The 22,077-nt window shown below is 62.5% G+C and carries 21 protein-coding genes; 9 read left to right on the forward strand and 12 right to left on the reverse strand.

Going from position 1 to position 22,077, the window contains the following annotated elements; genetic code table 11:
• Window positions 1-229 precede the first annotated feature (229 nt).
• The gene (locus VK804_RS13410; protein WP_325371304.1) at window positions 230-787 is read left to right on the forward strand and encodes a PAS domain-containing protein; all 558 of its coding nucleotides are present in this window, start codon (window positions 230-232) and stop codon (window positions 785-787) included.
• On the opposite strand, the gene VK804_RS13415 is transcribed toward VK804_RS13410, so the two are convergent.
• A complete protein-coding gene (locus VK804_RS13415; protein WP_325371305.1) occupies window positions 784-1,935 on the reverse strand; it encodes an aminotransferase class V-fold PLP-dependent enzyme in 1,152 nt (383 codons plus the stop codon). The genes VK804_RS13410 and VK804_RS13415 overlap by 4 nt on opposite strands.
• Window positions 1,936-2,096: 161 nt before the next feature.
• Here VK804_RS13415 and VK804_RS13420 point away from each other — a divergent pair, with 161 nt between their 5' ends.
• The 3 genes from VK804_RS13420 (at window position 2,097) to VK804_RS13430 (ending at window position 5,027) form a co-directional block, all read left to right on the forward strand.
• Window positions 2,097-3,260, forward strand: a complete 1,164-nt coding sequence (locus tag VK804_RS13420; RefSeq protein WP_325371306.1) for a CynX/NimT family MFS transporter — start codon at window positions 2,097-2,099, stop codon at window positions 3,258-3,260.
• Between the two features lie 95 nt (window positions 3,261-3,355).
• On the forward strand, window positions 3,356-3,970 hold the full coding sequence (locus VK804_RS13425; protein WP_325371307.1) for a PilZ domain-containing protein: 615 nt from the start codon (window positions 3,356-3,358) through the stop codon (window positions 3,968-3,970).
• 436 nt (window positions 3,971-4,406) lie between these two features.
• A complete protein-coding gene (locus VK804_RS13430; RefSeq protein ID WP_325371308.1) occupies window positions 4,407-5,027 on the forward strand; it encodes a transglutaminase-like cysteine peptidase in 621 nt (206 codons plus the stop codon).
• A 228-nt stretch (window positions 5,028-5,255) separates the two neighbouring features.
• Here VK804_RS13430 and VK804_RS13435 read toward each other — a convergent pair whose 3' ends face one another.
• The 9 genes from VK804_RS13435 to VK804_RS13475 form a co-directional block, all read right to left on the reverse strand.
• Complete coding sequence (locus tag VK804_RS13435; RefSeq protein ID WP_325371309.1) at window positions 5,256-6,164, reverse strand: hypothetical protein; 909 nt, start codon at window positions 6,162-6,164, stop codon at window positions 5,256-5,258.
• Between the two features lie 33 nt (window positions 6,165-6,197).
• Complete coding sequence (locus VK804_RS13440; protein WP_325371310.1) at window positions 6,198-7,679, reverse strand: MBOAT family O-acyltransferase; 1,482 nt, start codon at window positions 7,677-7,679, stop codon at window positions 6,198-6,200.
• 4 nt (window positions 7,680-7,683) lie between these two features.
• Window positions 7,684-8,241, reverse strand: coding sequence for a hypothetical protein (locus VK804_RS13445; protein ID WP_325371311.1), 558 nt, complete (start codon window positions 8,239-8,241; stop codon window positions 7,684-7,686).
• 282 nt (window positions 8,242-8,523) lie between these two features.
• Complete coding sequence (locus VK804_RS13450) at window positions 8,524-10,749, reverse strand: tetratricopeptide repeat protein (protein WP_325371312.1); 2,226 nt, start codon at window positions 10,747-10,749, stop codon at window positions 8,524-8,526.
• A 34-nt stretch (window positions 10,750-10,783) separates the two neighbouring features.
• The gene (locus VK804_RS13455; protein ID WP_325371313.1) at window positions 10,784-11,092 is read right to left on the reverse strand and encodes a hypothetical protein; all 309 of its coding nucleotides are present in this window, start codon (window positions 11,090-11,092) and stop codon (window positions 10,784-10,786) included.
• Window positions 11,093-11,111: 19 nt separating this feature from the next.
• Window positions 11,112-13,628 (reverse strand): tetratricopeptide repeat protein, encoded by a 2,517-nt coding sequence (locus VK804_RS13460; RefSeq protein WP_325371314.1) that lies wholly within the window; start codon window positions 13,626-13,628, stop codon window positions 11,112-11,114.
• Between the two features lie 17 nt (window positions 13,629-13,645).
• Window positions 13,646-13,972 carry a hypothetical protein gene (locus tag VK804_RS13465; protein ID WP_325371315.1) on the reverse strand — a complete coding sequence of 109 codons (327 nt, stop codon included), beginning with the start codon at window positions 13,970-13,972 and terminating at the stop codon, window positions 13,646-13,648.
• A gap of 196 nt (window positions 13,973-14,168) precedes the next feature.
• Window positions 14,169-15,962, reverse strand: a complete 1,794-nt coding sequence (locus tag VK804_RS13470; protein ID WP_325371316.1) for a porin — start codon at window positions 15,960-15,962, stop codon at window positions 14,169-14,171.
• Between the two features lie 173 nt (window positions 15,963-16,135).
• Window positions 16,136-16,603: a hypothetical protein gene (locus VK804_RS13475; RefSeq protein ID WP_325371317.1), complete on the reverse strand. Its 468-nt coding sequence runs from the start codon at window positions 16,601-16,603 to the stop codon at window positions 16,136-16,138.
• 176 nt (window positions 16,604-16,779) lie between these two features.
• Between VK804_RS13475 and VK804_RS13480 the strand changes: the two genes are divergently transcribed.
• The 5 genes from VK804_RS13480 (at window position 16,780) to VK804_RS13500 (ending at window position 21,045) form a co-directional block, all read left to right on the forward strand.
• A complete protein-coding gene (locus tag VK804_RS13480) occupies window positions 16,780-17,280 on the forward strand; it encodes a hypothetical protein (RefSeq protein WP_325371363.1) in 501 nt (166 codons plus the stop codon).
• 341 nt (window positions 17,281-17,621) lie between these two features.
• Window positions 17,622-19,583, forward strand: coding sequence for a tetratricopeptide repeat protein (locus VK804_RS13485; RefSeq protein ID WP_325371318.1), 1,962 nt, complete (start codon window positions 17,622-17,624; stop codon window positions 19,581-19,583).
• A gap of 96 nt (window positions 19,584-19,679) precedes the next feature.
• Complete coding sequence (locus tag VK804_RS13490) at window positions 19,680-20,567, forward strand: dienelactone hydrolase family protein (RefSeq protein WP_325371319.1); 888 nt, start codon at window positions 19,680-19,682, stop codon at window positions 20,565-20,567.
• Window positions 20,568-20,666: 99 nt separating this feature from the next.
• Complete coding sequence (locus VK804_RS13495; protein ID WP_325371320.1) at window positions 20,667-20,888, forward strand: hypothetical protein; 222 nt, start codon at window positions 20,667-20,669, stop codon at window positions 20,886-20,888.
• Entirely contained in the window at window positions 20,878-21,045 is a 168-nt protein-coding gene (locus VK804_RS13500; protein WP_325371321.1) for a hypothetical protein, read from the forward strand. The genes VK804_RS13495 and VK804_RS13500 overlap by 11 nt, the downstream gene beginning before the upstream one ends.
• Before the next feature lie 11 nt (window positions 21,046-21,056).
• Here VK804_RS13500 and VK804_RS13505 read toward each other — a convergent pair whose 3' ends face one another.
• The gene (locus VK804_RS13505) at window positions 21,057-21,587 is read right to left on the reverse strand and encodes a gamma carbonic anhydrase family protein (RefSeq protein ID WP_325371322.1); all 531 of its coding nucleotides are present in this window, start codon (window positions 21,585-21,587) and stop codon (window positions 21,057-21,059) included.
• A 47-nt stretch (window positions 21,588-21,634) separates the two neighbouring features.
• Window positions 21,635-21,964 (reverse strand): DUF6949 family protein, encoded by a 330-nt coding sequence (locus VK804_RS13510; RefSeq protein WP_325371323.1) that lies wholly within the window; start codon window positions 21,962-21,964, stop codon window positions 21,635-21,637.
• Window positions 21,965-22,077 lie beyond the last annotated feature (113 nt).

Here is a 22,077-nt window from a genome sequence, read left to right on the forward strand (position 1 = left end):
CTGGAGAGAACCGGCGAGGGATCGCTGCGGACACTAGCCATCCCCCCGCGCAGGGGAAACAACATCGTTAATTTAACCTTAACGGCGCAAACCGGCCGCCTCGCCCCCCGAAATGCGGCTCCGGCATGGACGCTGCAAAGCACCTCCTGCAAGACAGTGAAGGGAACAGGCGTGCTCGAAAGCGGGACAGATATGTCCCGCCAGACGGGCACCGGGGCAAGGCTGCAGCATGAAACATCCGTCGAATCGCGCGTTCTTCGCCTATTGGGACGGCAAGCGCGCCGGCGCGCGGGCGCCGGACCGCAGCGAGATCGAGCCCGGCGCGGTGCGCGAACTGCTTGGCGACATCTTTGTCCTCTCCTATGACGCCAATTCAGGCCACCCGTTTCGCGTCGCCGGCACCCGCGTTTGCGCCCTGCTCGGCTGCGACCTGAAGGACAAGAGCTTTTCAGCGCTGTTCGAGGGCAGCGGCCGCCGCGAGATCGAGGAGATCATCGCAGTGGTCGCCGAGGAAATGCTGGCGGCGGTAGCCGGCATCACCGCGACCGCCGACGACGGTTCGCGGGCGCATCTGGAATTGCTGCTGTTGCCGTTCAACGCCCGCGCCCACACGCCGATCAGCCTGACCGGGCTTTTGGCGCCATTCGACAGCGAACACGCCAGGCTAGGGAGCCTCACACTGACCTCGTGGCGCTATCTCGACCATCCCCCGCAAGCATTGGTTCCCCGCGCGCTGCGCAAACTGAAGATCGCGCGCGGCTTCATGGTCTATGAGGGACTGGCTTAGGACCGCAGCCGCTCCGCCAAAACAGCAACGAAGCGGTCGACATCGGCCTCGTCATTATAGACATGCGGCGAAATCCGCATCCGGCCGAGACGCGCCGCGACATGGACGCCCTTGGTTGCAAGTCCCTCGACCAGTCCCGCCGGCATCCCCTCCTTGAAGCCGAGACTGAGGATATGCGGGGCGCGCAAGCGACGGTCCGGCAGCCCGACGCCGATATCACGCAGCCCCTCCGCGATACGGTCCGTCAGCATGGCGAGCCGCTGCACCACGGCGTCCGCGCCCCACTCGGTCACCATTTCCATGCCGATCGCCGCCATCTCCATCGAGATGAAATGATCGCGCTCGCCCATGTCGAAGCGCCGTGCATTGGGGACATAGCGCGTGTCGGCGAAATAAATTTTATTCTCGGCGCGCACGTCAAGGCGGCCGAACGCCGTCTGCTCCAGCGGCAGACCGCCCTGATGACGTTTGGCGACATAGATAAAAGCGCGGCCGTAGGGACCGAGCAGCCACTTGTAGGTCGGAAAAATCACAAAATCCGGATCAAGGCGCTTGACGTTCATCGGCAACACGCCTGCGCCGTGGGTCGCATCGATCAGAAAGATGGTGCCCTGCCGGCGCAACGCCACACCGACCTTTTCGATATCGATCAGTCCGCCGTCCGACCAGTGCACCGATGAGATCGATGCAAGGCCGATCGGTGGCGCGCCCGGTCGTTCGATTGTCGCGAGCACCGCCGAGGTCCAGTCGCCATCGTCCGGCTGGCAAACCGTCTCGACGGCAAAACCGCCGGCGTCTGCGCGCGTCCGCCATTCCAGCACCGGCGAGGAATGATCGTTTTCCAGCACAAGGACGCGGGCGCCGCGGGCCACCGCGCACAGTTTTGCAGCCGTCGCAACGCCATAGCTCACCGAGGAAATCAGCGCGACGTCGTCGGGTTCGGCATTGATCAGTCGGGCGGCGGCACTCCGCGCGCGCTCGTGCTGGCGATTGGCGAAGCCAGCGTCGAGCGTCCACGGCGTGCCCTTGCGCCCAACCGCAACTCGGCCGGCTTCCAGGCTGCGCAGCGGCAACGGACTCCAGGAAGCCGCATTGAGATAGCAGATGTCGCGCGGCATCTCGAAAAGGTCGCGCTGCGAGGGGAGCATGGGGGGCTCTTTGTTGGGATACACTTATTTTCAGTACGTGGGCGAAGCGAGTCTATGTGAAGCCGATGGCAATGCCAATGCGCGGGCCTGCCGTCGTGCCGCGATTGACAGCGGCATCGCCGCGCCTCAGGTTGCGCGGCCATTTCATCGGGAGTGAGGCGTTGCGCAGTCGCTGGTTCATCCTTGCCGTGCTGTTCACGGTTCGCCTCACCATGGGTTTTCAGTTTCAAAGCGTCGCCGCGGTAGCACCTCTGCTCGGGCAAACGTTCGGCGTCAGCCTTGCCGACATCGGCATCCTGATCGGCCTGTATTTTACGCCCGGCGTGGCGCTGGCGTTGCCGGGCGGCGCGATCGGAAGAAGGTTTGGCGACAAGCCAATGGTGCTCGCGGCCCTGCAGCTGATGCTGATCGGCGGTCTCGCCATGGCGCTGTCCGGTGCCTGGACAGTGCAGATCGCGGGACGGCTGATCGCCGGGGCCGGCGGCGTCCTGCTCAATGTGCAAATGACAAAAATGGTCGCCGACTGGTTTGCCGGCAAGGAGATCGCCACCGCGATGGCGATCTTCGTCAACTCGTGGCCGGCCGGCGTCGCCATCGCGCTGCTGACGCTGCCCTCGATCGGCGCGGCTGACGGTGTCGGCGCGGTGTATCTCGCAGTCGCCGCCCTGATCGGACTGGCGTTCGTCCTGCTGGCTGCGACGTATCAGTCGCCGGCAAGTTCCGTGACTCAAGCCGCGCCATCCGCCCGCCTCAATCGGCAGGCGGTCATCGCCGTCGTCGCGGCGGGATTGATCTGGGGCCTCTACAATGTCGGTTTCGCGATGATCTTCTCGTTCGGTCCCTCGTTGCTGGTCGAGCGCGGCTGGTCGATATCGGCAGCGGGATCGATCATCAGCATCGTGCTGTGGCTGGCGGTGATCTCCGTCCCCGCCGGCGGCTATCTCGCCGATCGCAGCGGGCGGCCCGAATGGGTTCTGGTCGGCGGCTGTATCCTGTTCGCGATATTGATGATCGCGCTGCCGCGCAGCGGCGCGGTGGTCTCAACCGTTGTCGCGCTCGGACTGGTGTGCGGCCAGCCCGCCGGGCCGATCCTGAGCCTGCCCGCCCGCGTGCTGGCGCCCGCGACGCGCGCGATCGGCATGGGCATCTTCTATACGCTCTATTATGCCACGATGATGCTGGGCCCGATTGTCGGCGGAGCCTGTGCCAAATGGACCGGCAGCGCGAGCGCGGCATTCGATTACGGCGCGGCGGTGCTGCTGGCGTGTCCGCCGCTGCTGTGGGCCTTCAACCGCATTCGGGCAACTATCCCTGGCCCGGCGTGATTGCCCATACTTGCCGCACCTCCCGCTAACCCCTCATTAACCTTGTCCGCCGTAGGGTCGGGCGACACCGAAAAGCCGGCTGTCGGGTGGCGAAGATGGCGTTTGTCAGCAAGAAATCGATCCTTCCGGCCGCCGAGGAACGTCGGCGCTTTCAGCGGGTGAAGGTGCACCTGCTCGGCCGTTACATGCTCCCCGACCGGCGCGAATTTCCTTGCCAGATTATTAACATGTCGCCCGGTGGGCTGGCGCTGCTGGCGCCCGGCATCGGCAATGTCGGCGACCGCGTGATCGCCTATCTCGACCATATCGGCCGGGTCGAGGGCAAGATCACCCGCATCATCGACAACGGCTTTGCCATGACGGTCGGCGCCACCGCCCGCAAGCGCGACAAGCTCGCAGCCCAACTGACCTGGCTTGCCAACCGCGATATCCTCAACCTCCCCGAGGACCGCCGCCACGACCGCATCATCCCGCGCAACCCGATCGCGCTGCTGACGCTGGAAGACGGCACCAAGATGACCTGCCGGATCATCGACATGTCGCTGTCGGGCGCTGCGATCGCCGCGGAAAACCGCCCGCCGCTGAAATCGCTGGTGATGCTCGGCAAGGTCCAGGCGCGGGTGGTGCGAAACCTCGAGGAAGGTTTTGCACTGGAATTCGTCCACCCGCAGCTGGAAGACACGCTCGAAGACAGCGTTACCGCGCGGTAGATCGACCCACCCTCACTCGCCCGCACTTCGCCGCCATGGATGCACGAACTTCGCATCCCGCCAGGCTTCCCTCGCCTCACCGAAGTCAGCGTTACCGCAAGGTAAAGCGCTGACGACCGCAAATTCCCGCATTTCTGACGGACCAACGGCGTATCTGCGTCGAAGGCGGCGGCCTGTGGTTGCTTGCCGCGACCGCTTCCAGAGTTAATGCGGCGAGCCTTCGGCACCGCAAGTTCCGTAGCGGCGGGCTTTGCCGCGTTAACCCCTAAAATTTGAATCAATTGCAGTTGTTTAAAATTCTATTCGAATTTTACTCAAGTATAGATCGAACTGTCGAATAGTTTTACTTGTGTTCGTCTCAATTGTACTTGGATAACTTAGCGGCGACGCAAAACCTTTGTGTGAAACGTGGTCCCAACAAGAAACGGGGGCCACAATGTTCGGGTTCAGGGGACAGGGAAAAGGATTGGCGATCGCCGCCGTCCTGATCGGATTGACTGCGTCGGCGAAGGCCGGTGACGATCGCGTACTTTATGCCAGCCTTGGCGACGTCACGCGGGCGCCGATCGGCTGGGTCGAATTCTGCGCCGAAACTCCCGGCGAGTGCCGCGGCGGCGCGTCACAGCCGCGCGACATCGTGATGTCGCAGGCGGCATGGCGCGATCTCTTGAAGGTCAACCGCTGGGTGAACGAAACAATCAAGCCGATGACCGATATGGATCATTGGGGCGTGATCGAGAAATGGTCGATCCCGACCGACGGTTACGGCGACTGCGAGGACTACGTGCTGTTGAAGCGCAAGATGCTGATCGACGCCGGCTGGCCGCGCGAGGCGCTGCTGATCACGGTGGTGCGCGACAAGAAAGGCGAAGGCCACGCGGTGCTGACGGTGAAAACCGACAAGGGCGAGTTCATTCTCGACAACCAGAACGAGGAGGTCGTGGCCTGGACGGAGACCGGATACCGCTTCGTCAAGCGTCAGTCGCAGGGCGATCCGAACGTCTGGGTCTCGCTCGGCGACAGCCGCCCGGCGGTCTCGACCGCCAGCGCCCGATAACAGGCAACGGAACATAAGGACACGCGACCCGGTCACATCCCCACCCCTCCCCGTCCCAGACCGGTTCGCGCGCGGCCAGCTCTCCCCCAAGAGCTGGCCGCAACTTCTTGTGCCCCCGCAAGAACCGCGAAATCGTTATGTTTCAAAAGTTTCGCGGAATCCGCCGATGACCGTTGGCGACGGCACCGAAAAATTCGACGATGAAATATGCCAACGACCGCCCCTCAATCAATGGAAGCAAGCTTGCTCGACCAAGGGCCATAACTCGGTTGCGCTGGCGTCCAGCAGGTGATCCTGATCGGCAAAGGCGCGATCGGCAAAAGAATATGGCAATGAGTGAAAATCGACGCGCTTGACACCCAGCCGGCTGGCCAGCTGAGCAGCATAGTCGTCAAACTCGGCAAATCGCGTACCTGGGATGCGATACGCCAAGTCCAGGTAGAGGCTCGTGACAGGCGTGCGGTAGAGACACAGTTTGGCGCCGCGCGTCATCAGAAAACGCAATGCTTCTTCATAGGCTCCTGCAGCGGCACTTGATGCAAAATTGTCGGTGGGGTTATGGGCCTGGACCCTCGTCGATGTGAAAGCGAATCGAACGTCCTTGGGAACCGTCGACCAATCGGAGCCCTGCGGCATTCTCCCAAGGATCGCGAGAGCTGCTTTGGGATCGAGCATCTGTTCAGGCTCATCTGCTCTGACGGCTTGAACTGCCAAATTCAGAAGATCTGCCTGAGCATTGGCGCGAATCGAGGCCAAAAAATTCTTTGAAAGGATCAACAGCGGAATCGGCAGCCACCTGTTGGGCAGCGAGCCCTCCGAGAGGACAGGCGCATTCTCGCTGTGATAGCGACCGAACCACTGCGGCGACGCGATGACGATGATGTTTCCTGGGCGATTGTAAGTATAAAGGTATTTCACCAACATCAACAACTCTTCGGGATCCTGTCCCCGAAAACCGAGAAATGCATAGCCGGGGATGCGCGACACGTAGCCGACGTGAGAATCCCCGAATACGGCATTCTTCGCGTCTGCATTCATGATTTCACGAATATAATCCTGATGCTCCTCGAGGAATCGCGGGGAGAATCGGCAATAGAGTTCGCCCGCGGCAATCACGCATGCCAGGAATGCCAGCAAGCTCACAACGTATCGTCCTGATTGGCTCATGGGTCAAAAGTTGAAATAGATGAATTCGGACGGCTGGGACAGGCTCAGCAGACAAGCGACGACCAGCAAGGCCGAAACGGCCGCCCATCCGATACTTGGATTCCAAGCAAGTAGGTGGCGAGAATCCTTGAAGTCACGCCAACCGAACGCAGGCTCATGATGGCGCATGAATTCCTGGGTATTGGGCGCAAGCCACACCAGCAAGAGAAGGGCGCAGATCCATGTCCATGCGATGCTCGGATTTGCTATCACGTGATTGGGAAAGGCGGTCTTCCGGGACGTTAATGCCGCTACCAGATTGAGCGCGCCAGCCCAACTTTCAGCGCGGAAAAATATCCAGGAGAACGCGACCGCCACGAACGTCAGAACTCGTCCAGCATGGCGCGACGCCGATTGCGGCAAGACCTGCGGAATCCACAGCCGTTTCCTTGCGGCGATAAAAAGGTGGTTTACGACCAGATACGACCCGTGCAAACCGCCCCAGACCACAAATGTCCAGGCAGCGCCATGCCACAAACCCCCGATGAGCATTGTCAGCATGAGGTTTGCGTAGCGGTCGATCATTCCCCGACGATTGCCACCGAGGGGAATATACAAGTAGTCGCGCAGAAAGCGCGATAACGTCATATGCCACCGGCGCCAGAACTCGACGATGCTTGCGGCTTTGTAAGGAGAATTGAAGTTCAGCGGAAGCTTGATCCCAAACAGTCGAGCCAGGCCGATTGCCATATCCGAGTATCCCGAGAAGTCAAAATAGATCTGCAAGGTCCACGCAAGCACCCCGGTCAACGCCTCCAAGGCAGTCAGATCGATCCCATCGGATGCAGCGGTGAAGACTGGAGTCGAATAAGCGGCGACGTTGTCGGCCAGAAGAACCTTTTTCGTCAGGCCGATGATGAAAATGGTGAGGCCGACAGCGATATTGTTCCAGTCGATACGTGAGGTGATTTGCGGCGTGAGCTGCGGCACAATCTCCTTGTGGTGAACGATGGGGCCGGCAATCAGCTGGGGAAAAAACAGCACGAATACGATGTATTTTAACACATTCCGGATCGCGGATGACGGAGATCGGTATGTATCCGCGATATAGCCGATCTTCTGAAACGTCCAGAACGAGATGCCGAGCGGAAGCACGATCGCAGGCCATGCAACTTGCTCACCTGTCAGCGCATTCAACGTGGTGACGAAAAGTACGGAATATTTGAAGAAGGCGATCAGGCCAACATTGGCAACGATCGTAACCGTCGCGAGCCAGAAACGAACGCGCTCGGCCGCGCGGGAAATTGCAAGCGCTGCTAGGAAGTTGATGACGATGGATGCGACGATCAATAAAAGATTGGCTTGTGCTCCGGCGTAATAAAATACGAGTGACGCCCCGGCGAGCCACGCCAGGCCGGCAGAATGATTGAGACGTCCCAGGAGGTAATAGCCGACCAGAGTAATCGGCAGGAAAACCGCAACAAACGGGTAGCTGTTAAAGAGCATCGTTCTAGAGAACGCGCATGATGAAGTACGCGGGATTGCCGGGAACGAACTTGCCAACCTTCATTGTATCAAACCAGATACAAGCGAATTCGCCGGGCGCCAGACCGGCAGCCTCCCCCCACTTACGGTAATTCGAGACTTCTCGCGGCGATTCCCACGCTTTGCCCGCGGCCGCAGCAATTGCACGACAAAGCGAGGGATTCGACGGTTCAAGTGGGGCTACGAAGCCCGATACTTCCCTGCCCTCGGGTGGCCGCCGGCCTTCGTTGGTTGTCAGGATGGCGGGATCTTCCAGAAGAACGGGAAACCAACGCGTGACTCCCGTGGAAGCGGAGACCACCCGACCAGGAGGCACCGGCAATGTGCCGAGGTAGGGGGTGAGATCGTCAGCGCCGTCCCACCAGGCGAGGTCTTTCAGTAGATAAGGATTGCGACCAGGCTCCGCCGCCAGATGGCGCCAGGCGGCAGCAATCGAGCGCGCCTGCTGAACAAGCTCTGTCAGGTCCGGGTCGGAGGGTGTGGTGGGATAGATTCCGATCCATCCAAAATAGACGGCGAGCAAACCGCATGCGCTCACGCCCAGTGCTTTGCACAGAGTGATGAGGGTTGACCCTGACCCGTTTCGCAATCGGCCCTCCTAGGCCACACGAGGGCGGAAGTTCCCAGGTTCCAGTCCGGGAACTATTGCGAGAAACGCAGGCTTCCGAAATCACTACAACCCTACCAATATTAATACGGAACTAGCAACCGCTAATCACTCTCCGTTACCGAATCGAACATTCGCCTCACCTCGCATCGGCTTCAGAACCAGCGGACCTTCTTCCCCCAAAGGCCGGCCGCAACCTTACGCCGCGCCGCCGCCGCGCACCGCGCTTTCCAGGAAAGCCTCAAGGGCCGCGATGCAATCGCGATCGCGATAAAGCCGATATTTAGTGTCGGCGATCCGGGCCGATAGTTCGCTCCGCCTGTCCGGGCAGCGGCCGAGCGCCCCGGCGATTGAAACGTAATCGTCGATCGTTTTCGCCGTGGTCTCACCGATGCCCATCATCTGTAAAATGGCGGCGGCGTGCCGCCCGCGCATCAACTGGCCGGCGAGCGTTACGATCGGAAGATCGTGGATCAGGCTCTCCAGGATCGAGTTGCAACCCGACCAGCCGATGCTGTCAAGCACGACGTCGCATTGCCCGATGGCGGCAACGAAACCATCCGGCGCGAGCCGCGGCAGGAAGACGCAGTGGTCGCTGGCGTCAAGGCCGACCGCCTTGAAGGCGCGTTTGAGCCGGGACTGAAACATCGCGGTGACGCGGCTGCCACCTGCGAATTCGATGAAGACAAACTGACTGCCGCGCACCTCGGCGGCGATGCGCGCAAACACCCCGTCATATTGCGGCAGGTATTTTGGCAGCGACTGGCCGCACCAATACACCACGGCATCGCCGCGCAGCCCGAGCTGGGCCCGGTCGGTCGTCGCAGGCGGGACCTCCGACGGCTCGTAATGGATCGAAAGATGGGGCAGCCGGACCAGCTGCTCGCCATAATGATCGGCGGCGCCCGCGGGCTCCATCAGGTCGCTGCTGATGAAGTAATCCATGGTCGGAAATCCGCTGGTGACCGGATGACCCCAGGAAACGCATTGCACGGCGGCGAGCCGCTGGCCTGCGAGCTGCGCTGAAACCTTGTCCATGCCGATTTCGGGATAGATCAGGACATGGGGCGCGTCGTCCAGGATGGTGCGCCGCCAGGCGTCGAGCGACATCGGGCCGTGCACGAAACGCCGGCACAGGGCTGCCGCTGCATCGGTCTCGCCGTCCCGTTCATCGCCCGTGTAGTAGCCGGACACGTGAAACCGCTCCCGGTCCAGCATTTTGAGCCATCCCTTGATCGGGATCTTCCAGTTCGAGTGCTGCCTGAAGAATCCGCTGACGATGCCGAGCCTGATCGGCTCATGCGAATCCGGCGGTTTTGGCAAGACCGGCGCGGCATATCGCGCCGCCATGATCTCGCAGACCAGCGCGCCATACCGGGATTGAAGCTCGCGATCGTTGCGTCCCTGGTAGGGCAGATAGAACGGCTGGTGGGAACCGATCGCTTCCGACAGCATGGCAGGCGCGCGGGCGCTTTCGACGTCCGCGCTGAAGGCGGCAAGCCGGCTCGCGTAAGCGTCGCGCCGCTCGTTGATTTCGGATTCATTTTCATAAAGCGCCGGAAGCTCCGCCATGCACAGCGCGAGCTCGGCTTCGAGAAAATCCGGCCGCAGCGCAAGAGCGCGGGCGAAATGGGCGCGCGCCTCCGCGATCATGGTCTCGCCGCGCAGCGCCATGCCGCAATTATAGTGCGCCATGAAGAAGTCGGGATCGATCCGGAGCGCCGCCTCGTATTGCGCGATCGCCTCCTCGCGCCGGCCAAGCGCGCGCAGGATATTGCCGAAATTGTTGCGCCCGCCGGCGCTGTCCGGCCGCAGCGCGACCGCGCGTTCCGCATGCACGAACGCCTCGGGCTGCCGGCCCATCTCCTGAAGCAGCGAGGCGAGATGAAGGTGCGCATCGACGAAATCGGGCCGTAGCGCGATGGCGCGGCGCAAATGCGCCTCGGCGTCCGACGCCCGCCCGGCCGGCTGCAGCACCGAAGCCAGATTGAAGTGCGCGGCGGGCGAATCCGGCGCGCTCTTCAGGACCCATTCAAACTGCACCAGCGCCTCATTGAAGCGCCCAAGCGAGCACAATCCCCGCCCCAGATTGTTGCGCGCCTCGCCGTAGGAGGGGTTGAGCGCCACGGCACGCTCGAAGCAGGACAGGGCATCCGCTGATAATCCGTTGGCCGCAAGAATCACGCCGCGGTCGTTGTGCGCCTCGGCGGAGTTCGGATCGAGCGCTATGGCGCGGCCGACCAGCGATGCCGCGTCCGCGCGCTTCAGCTGATGGGCGACCACGCCCAGCAGATGGAATGCGCGCGCATTGTTCGGATCGGCATCGCAGACCAGCCGATAGAGCCGCTCGGCCTCGGCGAGACGCCCGGCGCGATGCTGCGCGATCGCCGCTGCGAGCGTCTGTTCCAAGCGGCCCGCATTCATGGCGATATCCCGAAAACGACGGATCCTCGTCCAGCTAGTGCCAATCGCACGACCGATAGCGCCCGAGGCCGAGATCGACCTCGCAGGGACTGCCATAGACCCAGACCGGCTGATCGCACGGCAGCGCGCGCGTGGACCGATACGGCGTGCCGCAGGCGATGTTCTCGGCGGGATGCATCACCAACCGCCCGCCATAATAGGGCGGCGGCAACACCGGCGGCTCCTGATATCGGACAACCGCTTGATGGCGATGATGTCTTGGCGCGTGATGGGCGCTCGCCCAGCCGTTGCCGCACCCGAGCACGAAAATGGCCGCCAGCGCGGCGATGGTTCGCATCCACATGGTCGTCATCCTTTCCCGCTCACGCGCTTTCGACGGAAAATGCGGCCGGCGCCTCGCCGGCAAGCCAAGCTTGCCACATCCGCAAGTACGCCGCTTCGATATTCGCCGTCAATTTCGGCGCGTCGAACAAAGCACTGGCGTCGCGGTTTTTCTGCAATTTCTCGCGCAACGCGATCAGGCGCTGCGGATCGCGGGCCAAGCTCAGTGCCAGCCGTTCATAGTGTTCGAACGATTCCGTGACCAGTTCCGGCAGGCCGACCGCCGTCAGCAGGCTGCCCGCGACACGGCCCGCAAACGTGTTTCCGCTGCAGGTCAGGAGAGGCAATCCCGCCCACAAGGCGTCGCTGGCCGTCGTATGCGCGTTGCAGGGCAAGGTGTCGAGAAACAGATCGGCATGGCGGTGACGCGCGAGATGTTCGGCCGGCGCTACGCGTGGCGCAAAGATCAGCCGCGCCGGATCGATGCCGCGACGTCTCGCTTCCGAGCGCAGATTGCCCGCGACCAGCGCGTTGGTCTCCAGCAGCCACAAGACGCTGCCGGGTACTGAGCCGAGCAGCCGCATCCAGACATCGAAAAATGCCGGCGAGATCTTGTAGCTGTTGTTGAAGCTGCAAAGCACCAGCCCAACCTCCGGCAGTCCCCAATCCCGTCGCGACGTGGGTTTGGTCGCGATTTCGCGCCGGCTGTCATTGGCCTGATAACTGCCGGGTAGATGGACCAGACTCTCCGAAAAGAAAGGCTGCTGGCTAGTGGGCACTGCCAACGGATCGACGATGATGTAGTCGATGAAATCGGCCGCCATGGTGGCGGGATAGCCGAGATAGCTGATCTGCACCGGCGCCGGCCGGTGCGCCGCTATCGCCGGACGCGCCTGATGGGTATAACCCTTGAGGTCGACCAGGATGTCCACTTCGTCGGCGTGGATGCGCGCGGCCGCCTCGCGGTGAGGCAGCGCGCTGATATCGACGAGGCGGTCGAACGCGGAGGCAAGCCGGGCGCGCATCGGGCCGTGGTCGTCGGGACCGTAGGAATATCCGATGACCTCGAAACGGTCGCGATCATGGCGCTCGAATAATTCGGCCATTAGCTGCGCGGTGGCGTGCTGGTGAAAATCCCCGGAAAGGTACCCGAGACGGATGCGTTCGCGCGGAGCCGCGGGCCGATGCTGGAAAACAGCTTGCCGCGGCGGGCGGATCGGCGCGATCCAGTTCTCGGCGCAAACCAATTGATCCGCTGATGAGGCCGGCGTCGACAGCAGATAAAACGGCGGAACGCGAACCCCTCGCCGCACCATCTCGAGCAGTTTTTCCTGGTCCTCGTCGTAATCATGCCAGTCGCAGGCCTGGGCGCGATGATAGGTCAGCTGGCTGAACGCATCGGTGTCATCGGGTCGCAGACGCAACGCGTTGCGGTAGCACTCGATCGCTTCGCTCAGATTGCCGAGTTCGCGCCAGGCATTCCCCAGATTGTAGGAGGCCTCCGGGAAATCCGGCTTGCGCGCCAGCGCCTGTTCGAACGCGACCCGCGCTTCGTCCAGCCGGCCATCCGCCAACAGCGCGGTGCCGAGATTGTTGCAGACGTCCGCATGCGCGGGCATCCGCTCGAGCAGTTGCCGATAGAGATCGATCGCCTCAGTGGCGCGCCCAAGTTCCTGCAGCAGGATCCCGGCATTGTTGATCGCATCGGCGTAATCGCCTCGAAGCCCGACGGCCCGGCCGTAGTCCGCGAGCGCCTCCTCCAGCCTGCCCTGCTGCTGCAGCACCGTACCGCGATTGTAATAAGCCTCGGCGAAATCGGCCTTCAACCCGATCGCATTGTCAAAGGCCGTGACCGCCTCCTCGGGCCGGTCCTGGTCCTTCAGCACGGTTCCCAGATTGTTGTAGCCGGCGGCGATCCCGGGATTGAGTGAGATTACCCGACGGTAGGCGGCTTCGGCGTCATCTAGTTCCCGCCGAAGATGCAGCACGCAACCGAGGTTGAATTGGGCCTCCGCATAGACCGGCCGCAGCGCGACCGCCTCGCCATAGGCCGATGCGGCCTGCTCGAGCTGGCCTTGCATCTGAAGCAGCACACCGAGGTTGTTGTAGGCTTCGGCATAGCCGCGCTTCGCCGCGATAGCGGAGCGATAGGAGGCCATCGCCTCCTCGAACCGGCCTTGCTGCCTCTCGGCATTGCCGATTGCGAAATAGGCTTCGGCGTAGTTCGGCTTGAGATCGAGGGCCCGCCGGTGAGCCACGATGGCCTCGACCGGCCTGCCCTGCTGCTGCAACACCGAGCCGAGATTGTTATGACCCGCCGCATCATCAGGCTGCAGCTTGATGCCGTGACGGAACATCCGCTCCGCGCCGGCAAGATCGCCCTGCTGTGCCGCGATGATCGCAAGGTTGCCGAAGGCCGCCGCGTTGGTCGGGTCAATCCTCAGGACCGAGGAATAAAGCCGCTTCGCATCTCCGATCGCGCCGCTGCGCTGCGCGGCGAGGGCCTCTCGCAGCAGTTGTTCCGGCGTCGGATGTCCCACGGCGTCATCCGTTTTCAAGCGAAAGCTCGCAGCATCTAGTTAGATGGCAGCCGATAGTTGGTGTACTGGATATCGAAACTCGTCGCTCCATAGAGCTTCACATATATCGTCGGACCGGAGAGCTTGACTTCGTCGATCGAGCGCGGCCCCTTGAACACGGTCCCGTCCTTCTCGCGGCCGGCGGCATAAACGAGGGCCTGACCGGTCGGCGGAGTCAGCGTCACGATCATCGTCACCGCGGTTGCCGAATCCGGGATATATTTCGAAACGTCGACCTCGATCGGTGTCGGCTCGACTGGCGCCTGGGGTGGGACCTCGGCCTGCGCAAGTTGCACGATGGCCGGCGGCGGGTGCATGTCCATCGTCAGATTCCCCCATAACACTTGTTGCGTCCACCGGGGTTTTATCCCTGGCTAGGAGGCTGGCCAAATCAATTTATCAGGGCTTTCCGCGCCACGACCCGACAGCGCGGGAATCGAAATTCGCGGTGGCATTGTATAGAGACGAGAAAAGAGGGACCTGTCACCAGGCCCCCCTTCATCCAATATTCGCAAGCGTTCAGAAATTGAACGTCATGCCTGTAGTCGCCGCGCTGATCGTCGCGCCGCCGATGGTGTCGTTGAGAGCATCGCGAGAGCAGACCTGGTAACCATGGCCGCTGGCGCCGAGACAGTAGTGCGCACCCGGACCCTGCGTGAGTTGGGAGGCGACAATGTACCAGCTGGCCCAATCGTTGAAGTAGTAGCGGGCGCCGACCGCATACTGGTTGGCGGAGTCGTCGAACAGGTTCCCTTGCAAGGTCGCGGCGGGAGCAAGAACCGGATCGTTGACGCTCAACATCGCCGGATTGCCGGGCGTTCGGAAGGCGTGGGCGTAAGACGCGCTCAAGGCCCACTTCCCGATCCGCTGCGTCGCACTCGCAAACACGCCATCGCGGGAACGTTCGTTGAACGGTTCTTCCATCGGGGTCACGTCGCGACGCAGCCACTCGTAGAAGGCATTGAGCTGGAGATCGCCGAGGCCATCATTGAAGTGGTAACCGCCGCCGATTTTCGCGGCCCACTCGTTGTGAACGCCGGTGAAGACCTGCGAACCGTCGGCCAGGAAGACGGGCGCAATCAGGCCCGGCTCCAGTCCGTCGTCGCCGTGACGATTGACGCCTTCGTGGAGCTCATAGGCGGCGAGCGCGTTGAACGGACCGTTCTTGTAGGTCAGAGAGGCGCTGTAGGCGTTGCCATAGGAGCCGTCGGTGCAGCCGTTGCCGCCGATCAGACCGGGAATGGCGCCGCTCGAGTTGGGGAAGTTGCTGCCGCTGCCGCGCGCCGACGCGCCGTTGCACTGGTAGGCGTCGCCGTAGGAGTAGTCGCTGTTGTCCTGCGCATAATTCTGGCCGGGCGAGAACAGCGCGCTGAACTGCAATCCATTCCAGATCGGCGATTCGTACCAGACCGCGTGGTCCATGCGCCAGTCGAACTCGGCGCGGTTGTCGCCGCCGGTATTGCCCATGATCGAATTATAGTCGCCGAGCGTTCGCGAGAACGGATCCATGGCCGCTGTGGCCTTCTTGTAGGGCGTATCGCTCTTGCCGGCCTTGAGGGAACCCCACGGACCCTCCAGCCCCACGAAGCTGTCACGTGTGCCCAGCGCGGCTTTTTCGGTTGGAGCTGAAGCGATATCGACCTGGGATTCCAACTGGGCCACGACCGCCCAGCCATCCCAGCCGTAGGGCGTGAGGTTATGCCTGACACGGATGCCGAAGCTCGAGATGTTGCTGGCGATACCGAGTTTTGTCCCCTGATCGTAAACCGACGGATTGAAGATGTCCCCGGAGACGTCGATCGACCCGTAAAGCGTGACCGTGGTGTTGTCGATCAATGGCGTCAGCGGACCTGCCTTTACCGGTATGCCGGCAATTCTCGGACCCGGCGGCGGGAGCGGCGCTGGCGAAGTAGCGACGGCGCCATGCAGAACCGGATTGCCCGTGAATTTGCTTGGATCCGTGGAAGCCGGCGCAACGGCTACCGGCGTCACCACGGCTGGCCTTCCAGCGGACAGGGCTTTGACCTTCGCGCGTAGTTCGGCGTTTTCCTTCTCGATCTTGTCAAGCCGCGCCATCACGTCATCGAGCGTCGCCGACCGCGCCGCGCTGCCAAACGAGACCAGGCAGAGAGCGGCACATGCCGTCCCTGAAAGAAGCTTATTCCGCATGATGTGCCCCCACGCTTGAAGTCCATTCAACTTCTGTGCGAGGGGAAGCGTAGTGTATACCAAATGCCAAATGGAAGGCGGCGGAGCTTGGTTAATGAAATATTCGTAACGTGTCGCAAAAATGGTACATTGGTACTGCTGCATTGCAACAATTAGAAACATCCCATCACAATGCCGCGATTTCCTGCGCGTTCATGCTGAATTACACATGCCATCGAAGCCGCGCCTTCGGTCTTGATGTGCAAAGCCAAATCCACTGCGCCCAGCGACAATTTTTAGTTGTGGAACGTGCGAGCGGTCGATCCGCGATCGAGCGGTCAGTCAATCCACGGTTTTTCACCACGCGCGAAGAGCTCCGAGATCTCGGCCTGAAACGCCGGCGGTCCGAAGGCGAACCAGTCTTCCTCGATCTGATAGATCAATAACCGCTTGTTTTCCGAGCTGAACTTCATCAGCCAGTCCAGCGCCTTCTTCTTCGGACGGTCTCCGGCCGCGACGATGACGTCGACCGGCAGCCCGTGCCAGAAAAAGTTGGCGGCCAGCATGATCATGTCGGACTTGTCGGGGCGCATCCATTCCGGCAGCGGACTGGAATCGGCCAGCCACCCGCACACGAATTCGCGGCACGGATGCTGCGGCCGTTCGCTGTAGATCGAACACCGGTGTTCGACACTGAACGGACACGGCTCGCCGCGCCGGACGCGATGTCCGCGCACCTCAATCTGCAACCAGCCGTCGCAGCATGCCGTGCAGCTTCCGCAGCTTCTTCTGGATTGCCGTTCCAACCGAATCGCGCCCCTCATGCGAGATGAAGCCTTGGAGGAATTCGACCACGGCTTATCCCTTCCCGTTGGCCGCCGACAACCTTTTTGCGCTGCCACGGCCACTGTTTTGGCTGGGCCTGGCGCCGGCCATTATGCTAGGTATGGTGGAGTTTCGGGTCCGGCGGGCTTTTGAGGGCATGATCGAAGTCACACCTCAGGATACGAGAACCGGCAGCATCGCGCATATCGGCGCCCAGCCGATCGCGCTGGCTGCGGGCGCGCTGGTCGTGCTCCTGCTCAGCATCGGCGCCATCACGTTATGGCGCGCCTACACCGGCACGACCCCTGAACCGGATCGCGTCGTTGCCGCCCGCCAGTTGCAGGCCAGGACCGCGCAAACTTCCGAGCAGCTGGTCGAGAAGACCAAGGGCCTGGAAGTCACCCAGCAGGAATCGATCGACCAATTGCAGATCGTTCAGGATCAGTTGCAGACCGTGAGGCGCCAACTTGCCGCGCAGCAGGCCGAGACCCGGCGGCTCTCCGAGCAGGTCTCGGGCCTCACCGAGGCGATCGACGGCCTGCGGCAGTCTTTCGCAAGCGTCCAGGGCCCCGATGCGCCCGCCTCGACCCGCAACAAGCCGCTCAGAACCCGATCTCGGGCGGCGGCCCGCCACAGGCACACCGGATCGCACGGCTGAAACGCGGCCGGGGGCTCGGCCCCATGCCGATCGCCGGGCCTCGTTCCCGGCAGTAGAGCGGCCCATCGCCATTTTTTTGCGTCGAATGTGAAATGGATCACATGCGCCCATGAATTCCCGGGGCAGTGTGAAGTTCACCGGATGGCGCGAGCCAATTTCAATGTCCGGGGCTGGCAAGGCCGTTAGCGTTATACTGCGCCGACGGCCTTGTTTTTTTATCCCCATCGACTGTGACCAAACGCACAGAAGCAGCCGCTCAACCGCTGCTACCGATTGTCAGGGAGTCGCGGGTTGCTAATCTCGCGTTACTCTTGGACATCCATGCTATTGGGGCAGCTTCGATGTGCAAACCTTTCCTTGCCAGTTCTCGGCTTGCCGGCTTTGCGGCGCTTTTCCTGCTTGTCGGTGCCGGCACGCTTTCGTCGGCGAACGCGCGTGGCGATCGCGATCAGGCCGTCTGCAGCAGAGGCGACGGCGAAGACCGGATCGCCGCCTGCGGCCGGATTCTCGACCGGGGCGGGCGCGAGTCGGAGGAAAAGCGGGCCGCCGCCTACGTCAACCGGGCCTTCGTCTACAACACCAGGGGCGACTACGACCTCGCCGTCCACGATCTCGACGACGCCATCGTGCTCAATCCGAGAAATTCCGTTGCCTTCAACAACCGGGGCTTTGCGTTCGAACGCAAGGGCGACCCCGATCGGGCGATCCGCGACTATGACGAAGCGGTGCGGATCAATCCGAAAAACACCGTCGCGCTGGTCAACCGCAGCAACGCCTATCGCACCAAGGCCGACTACGATCGCGCCATTCGCGATCTCGACGACGTTCTGCAGATCGAGCCGAGAAACGCCTTCGCCATCAACGGTCGGGGGCTTGCCTACAAGGGCAAGGGCGATCTGGACCGTGCGATTCGCGATTTCGACGAGGCGCTCCGGCTCAGCCCGAAGGATTCGGGCATCCATTCCAACCGCGGCGACGCCTTCCGCGAGAAGAACGATTACGACCGCGCGATCCAGGACTACGATGAGGCCGTCCGTATCAATCCGAACGACTGGTACAGCAATTACGGCCGCGGCCTTGCCGATTTGGCCAAGGGCGAGAACGAGCGCGCCGTCCGCGATCTCGACGAGTCGATCCGGATCAATCCCAAGGCTGCCATTGCCTTCAACACGCGCGGCTTCATCTATCGCATGCAAGGCGACTATGAGCGCGCGATCCGGGACCTCGACGAGGCGCTGCGGATCAATCCGAAATTCGCCGCGGCCTATTCCAACCGCGGCGAGGCCTGGCGCCGGCGGGGGGACATGGATCGCGCACTCGCCGATCTGAACGAGGGCATCAGGCTCGATCCGACCCTGACGCCCGCCTATGTCAATCGCGGGCTCGCCTACGAGAAGCGCGGCGATATCGAACGGGCCAAGGCCGATTATGACGCCGCGCTGAAGCGTCCGCCCGGAAACTACACCACCACGAAAGCCTCCCTCGAAACCGCGCGCGAACGGCTGGCGGCATTGTCAACGGCAACGGCGCCGGTTGCAGCACTGCCTTCTCCGGACCGGCCGGCCACAGCAGCCGGCACGTCGCAGGATTCCCCTCGCGGCCCGCGGGTGGCGCTGGTGATCGGCAACGGCGCCTACACCAACGTCACCTCGCTGCCGAATCCGCCCAACGATGCCCGCGACATGGCCGGCGCATTGCGCGATCTCGGCTTCAAGGTGATCGAAGGCTACAACCTCGACAGCACCGCGATGCGCGGCAAGATCGAGGAATTCGGCGCAGCGCTTCCCGGCGCTGGCGTAAGCCTGCTCTATTACGCCGGCCACGGCATGCAGGTGGCCGGCAAGAATTATCTCATTCCGGTCGATGCGAAACTCGAACGTCCCTCCTCGCTCGGCGTCGAAGCCATCGAGGTCTCCACCGTGATCTCCGACATGGAGGCGGAGAAGCGCGTCAATCTGGTATTCCTCGATGCCTGCCGTGACAATCCGTTGTCGCGAACGCTGGCGCGATCGCTCGGAGCGTCGCGCTCGGCCTCCGTCGGCCAGGGCCTCGCCCAGCTCAACGCCGGTATCGGCACGCTGATCACCTTTGCCACCAGCCCCGACACCGTGGCGCTCGACGGCTCCGGCAAGAACAGCCCGTTCACCGCGGCGATGCTGCGATACATCCGCACCCCCGGGCTCGAGATCCGCTCGATGCTGACGCGGGTTCGCGCTGACGTCATCCGGGCGACCAACGAGCAGCAGGTGCCGTGGGATCATTCCTCCCTGACCGGTGATTTTTACTTCAAGCCCGGCAGCTGATCGGCCAGGGCTTCGGCGGTCCTCGCAGGCTGGTGATTTGCCTTCCACCGCGATTGTTTGCTCAATGCGCGCGCCAACAACCGAGGGGAAACCAATATGAGCGCCGAACCCATGCTGACATCCGATGTCGTCGGATTGACAAAAGTCGCGCCGTTGTCGCGCCGCGGCTTCATGACCGCCTCGGCCGCCGTCACCGCAGGCTATACGCTGGCCGCCGGACCGGTCCGCGCCGACGTCATCACCACCGACACCAACGGCCTCACCGCGGGTGATGCGAAGATCAAGGTGGCCGACGGCGAAATGCCCGGCTATTTCGCGCGTCCGAGCGGCGTCAAGGATCCGCCGGTCGTGCTGGTGGCGATGGAGATTTTCGGCCTGCACGAATACATCAAGGACGTGACGCGGCGGCTTGCCAAGCTCGGCGCCTTCGCGGTCGCGCCGGACTACTACTTCCGCAAGGGCGTCGATCTCACCAAGATCACGGATATCCCGCAGCTGCTGCCGATCGTGAATTCCAAGCCGGACGCCGAATTGCTGTCCGATCTCGACAGCACGGTGGCCTGGGCCAAGTCGCAGGGCGGCGATACCAGCCGGCTCGGCATCATCGGATTCTGCCGCGGCGGACGCACGGTGTGGGAATATTCGGCCCATAGTGACGCGCTGAAGGCGGGGGTCGCGTTCTACGGTCCACCGGTCGATCCGCCGAACCCGCTCTGGCCGAAGAGCCCGACCCAGCTTGCTCCCGACATGAAGGCGCCGGTGCTGGGCCTCTATGGCGAGGCGGACACCGGCATTCCCGTTGCGACCGTCGAGGCATTGAAGGCCGCGCTCGCGGCGGCCCACAAGACAGCCGAGTTCAAGATCTATCCGGGCGCGCCGCACGGCTTTCATGCCGACTACCGCGCCAGCTACCGCAAGGAAGCCGCCGAGGATGGCTGGAACCAGATGCAGGCCTGGTTCAAGAAATATAATGTGCTGAGTTGATTGAGTATGGCGGGTGCGCGCAGTCGCGCGCGTCCTGACCTCGGAGAAGCCATTTGCGGTTGCGTAGTTGGAACCGACGAGAACCGCAGGAGCGCACGCGTGCGTAAACTGATCGCCTTCGACGACGACACATTCGACAAGCTGAAGCAACTCGGGCGCGACCGGATGGCGACCATTCAGGAACTGGCGGATGAGGCGTTCGCCGACCTGCTCAGGAAGCACGGCATTCCGGTCGACCTGAAGGACGCGCTGCGCAAGAGCGCGGCGCTGCCGAAAACAGCGAAGGCCGCTGCATCAAGGAAACGAAACCATGACGACTGATCCGGATCCGTTCGAGCAGGGCGAGGAAGCTGCGCGCAATGGCCTCCCGGCCGGAGCCAACCCGTATCAGGACGGCAGCGAGCAGCATTCGCTCTGGGCCGCCGGGCACGAAAGCATCGCAGGCGACAGCGAAGCGGGCGACTCCGGGAACGACTGAAGCGATCGGGGTCAGCCGATCTTCTTCAGGCCCTTCTTGAAGCGCGGTCCGTTGCCGACGTAGAAACCCACTGTCTCACCGATCGCCGCGACCTGCGCCGGCTCGAGCGTACGGATCACACGCGCCGGTGCACCGATGATCAGCGAATGCTCAGGAAATTGCTTGCCCTCGGTGATGACAGAGCCGGCGCCGACGATGCTGCCGCGCCCGATCCGGGCGCCGTTCATGACGATCGAGCCCATGCCGACCAATGCGCCCTCTTCGATCGTGCAGCCGTGCAGGATGACGTTGTGGCCGACCGTGCAGTTCTTTCCGATCGTCAGCGGATAGCCGATGTCGGTATGGCAGGTCGAATTGTCCTGCACGTTGGCGTTCTCGCCGATCTCGATCCACTCATTGTCGCCGCGCACTACCGCGCCGAACCAAACGCTCGCGAAACTGTGCAGGCGCACCTTGCCGATCACGGTGGCGGTGTCGGCGATGAAATAGTTGCCGTCAGCGGGAAGATCGGGGCCCTGCCCGTCGAGTTCGTAGATCGCCATATCCTGTCAGTCTCCTGTTCGCGGAGACTTTGGCACAGCGACAGCGTTCAGGCCAATAGGCCCGCAGCGCGTAGCGTCATCAGGAAAAAGGTGCCGGACATCATGCTCCAGAACCCGGCCAGGACGGTTGCCAGCATCACGAATTCGAACCGGCGCCGCTCGATCCGCGCGCCGCGCAGCGTATTGCGCATGATGATGAAGGGCGCCGCGAACACCAGGAATGGCACCGCCGCAAAGGTCTTCGGCGCCACGCCCTCGCCGAGCAGTCCGAATCCCGCAGGCCGCTGCAGCAGCGCCTGATAGCCGCTCGACAGCGCGCCGGCGAGCGCGAAGCCGATGCAGAGGGAGAACAGGGAATTCAACGCATCCGGCGACATCAAACACACTTCCGCTACACGGCAACTGCCATTGCTTCGCAGAATTGGCAGGCCGCCGCCACATCATCCTTAAGGAAAGGTTAATGGCCGAGGCCGGAACCGCTTCTCGGACA

The organism is Bradyrhizobium sp., assembly GCF_035484855.1.
GTDB lineage: Bacteria > Pseudomonadota > Alphaproteobacteria > Rhizobiales > Xanthobacteraceae > Bradyrhizobium.

Coding starts and splice junctions, on each gene's coding strand:
- VK804_RS13410 (WP_325371304.1), top strand. CDS start 230: ATGAAACATCCGTCGAATCGCGCGTTCTTCGCCTATTGGGACGGCAAG.
- VK804_RS13415 (WP_325371305.1), bottom strand. CDS start 1,935: ATGCTCCCCTCGCAGCGCGACCTTTTCGAGATGCCGCGCGACATCTGC.
- VK804_RS13425 (WP_325371307.1), top strand. CDS start 3,356: ATGGCGTTTGTCAGCAAGAAATCGATCCTTCCGGCCGCCGAGGAACGT.
- VK804_RS13430 (WP_325371308.1), top strand. CDS start 4,407: ATGTTCGGGTTCAGGGGACAGGGAAAAGGATTGGCGATCGCCGCCGTC.
- VK804_RS13440 (WP_325371310.1), bottom strand. CDS start 7,679: ATGCTCTTTAACAGCTACCCGTTTGTTGCGGTTTTCCTGCCGATTACT.
- VK804_RS13450 (WP_325371312.1), bottom strand. CDS start 10,749: ATGAATGCGGGCCGCTTGGAACAGACGCTCGCAGCGGCGATCGCGCAG.
- VK804_RS13455 (WP_325371313.1), bottom strand. CDS start 11,092: ATGTGGATGCGAACCATCGCCGCGCTGGCGGCCATTTTCGTGCTCGGG.
- VK804_RS13465 (WP_325371315.1), bottom strand. CDS start 13,972: ATGGACATGCACCCGCCGCCGGCCATCGTGCAACTTGCGCAGGCCGAG.
- VK804_RS13470 (WP_325371316.1), bottom strand. CDS start 15,962: ATGCAGCAGTACCAATGTACCATTTTTGCGACACGTTACGAATATTTC.
- VK804_RS13480 (WP_325371363.1), top strand. CDS start 16,780: ATGATCGAAGTCACACCTCAGGATACGAGAACCGGCAGCATCGCGCAT.
- VK804_RS13485 (WP_325371318.1), top strand. CDS start 17,622: ATGTGCAAACCTTTCCTTGCCAGTTCTCGGCTTGCCGGCTTTGCGGCG.
- VK804_RS13490 (WP_325371319.1), top strand. CDS start 19,680: ATGAGCGCCGAACCCATGCTGACATCCGATGTCGTCGGATTGACAAAA.
- VK804_RS13500 (WP_325371321.1), top strand. CDS start 20,878: ATGACGACTGATCCGGATCCGTTCGAGCAGGGCGAGGAAGCTGCGCGC.
- VK804_RS13505 (WP_325371322.1), bottom strand. CDS start 21,587: ATGGCGATCTACGAACTCGACGGGCAGGGCCCCGATCTTCCCGCTGAC.
- VK804_RS13510 (WP_325371323.1), bottom strand. CDS start 21,964: ATGTCGCCGGATGCGTTGAATTCCCTGTTCTCCCTCTGCATCGGCTTC.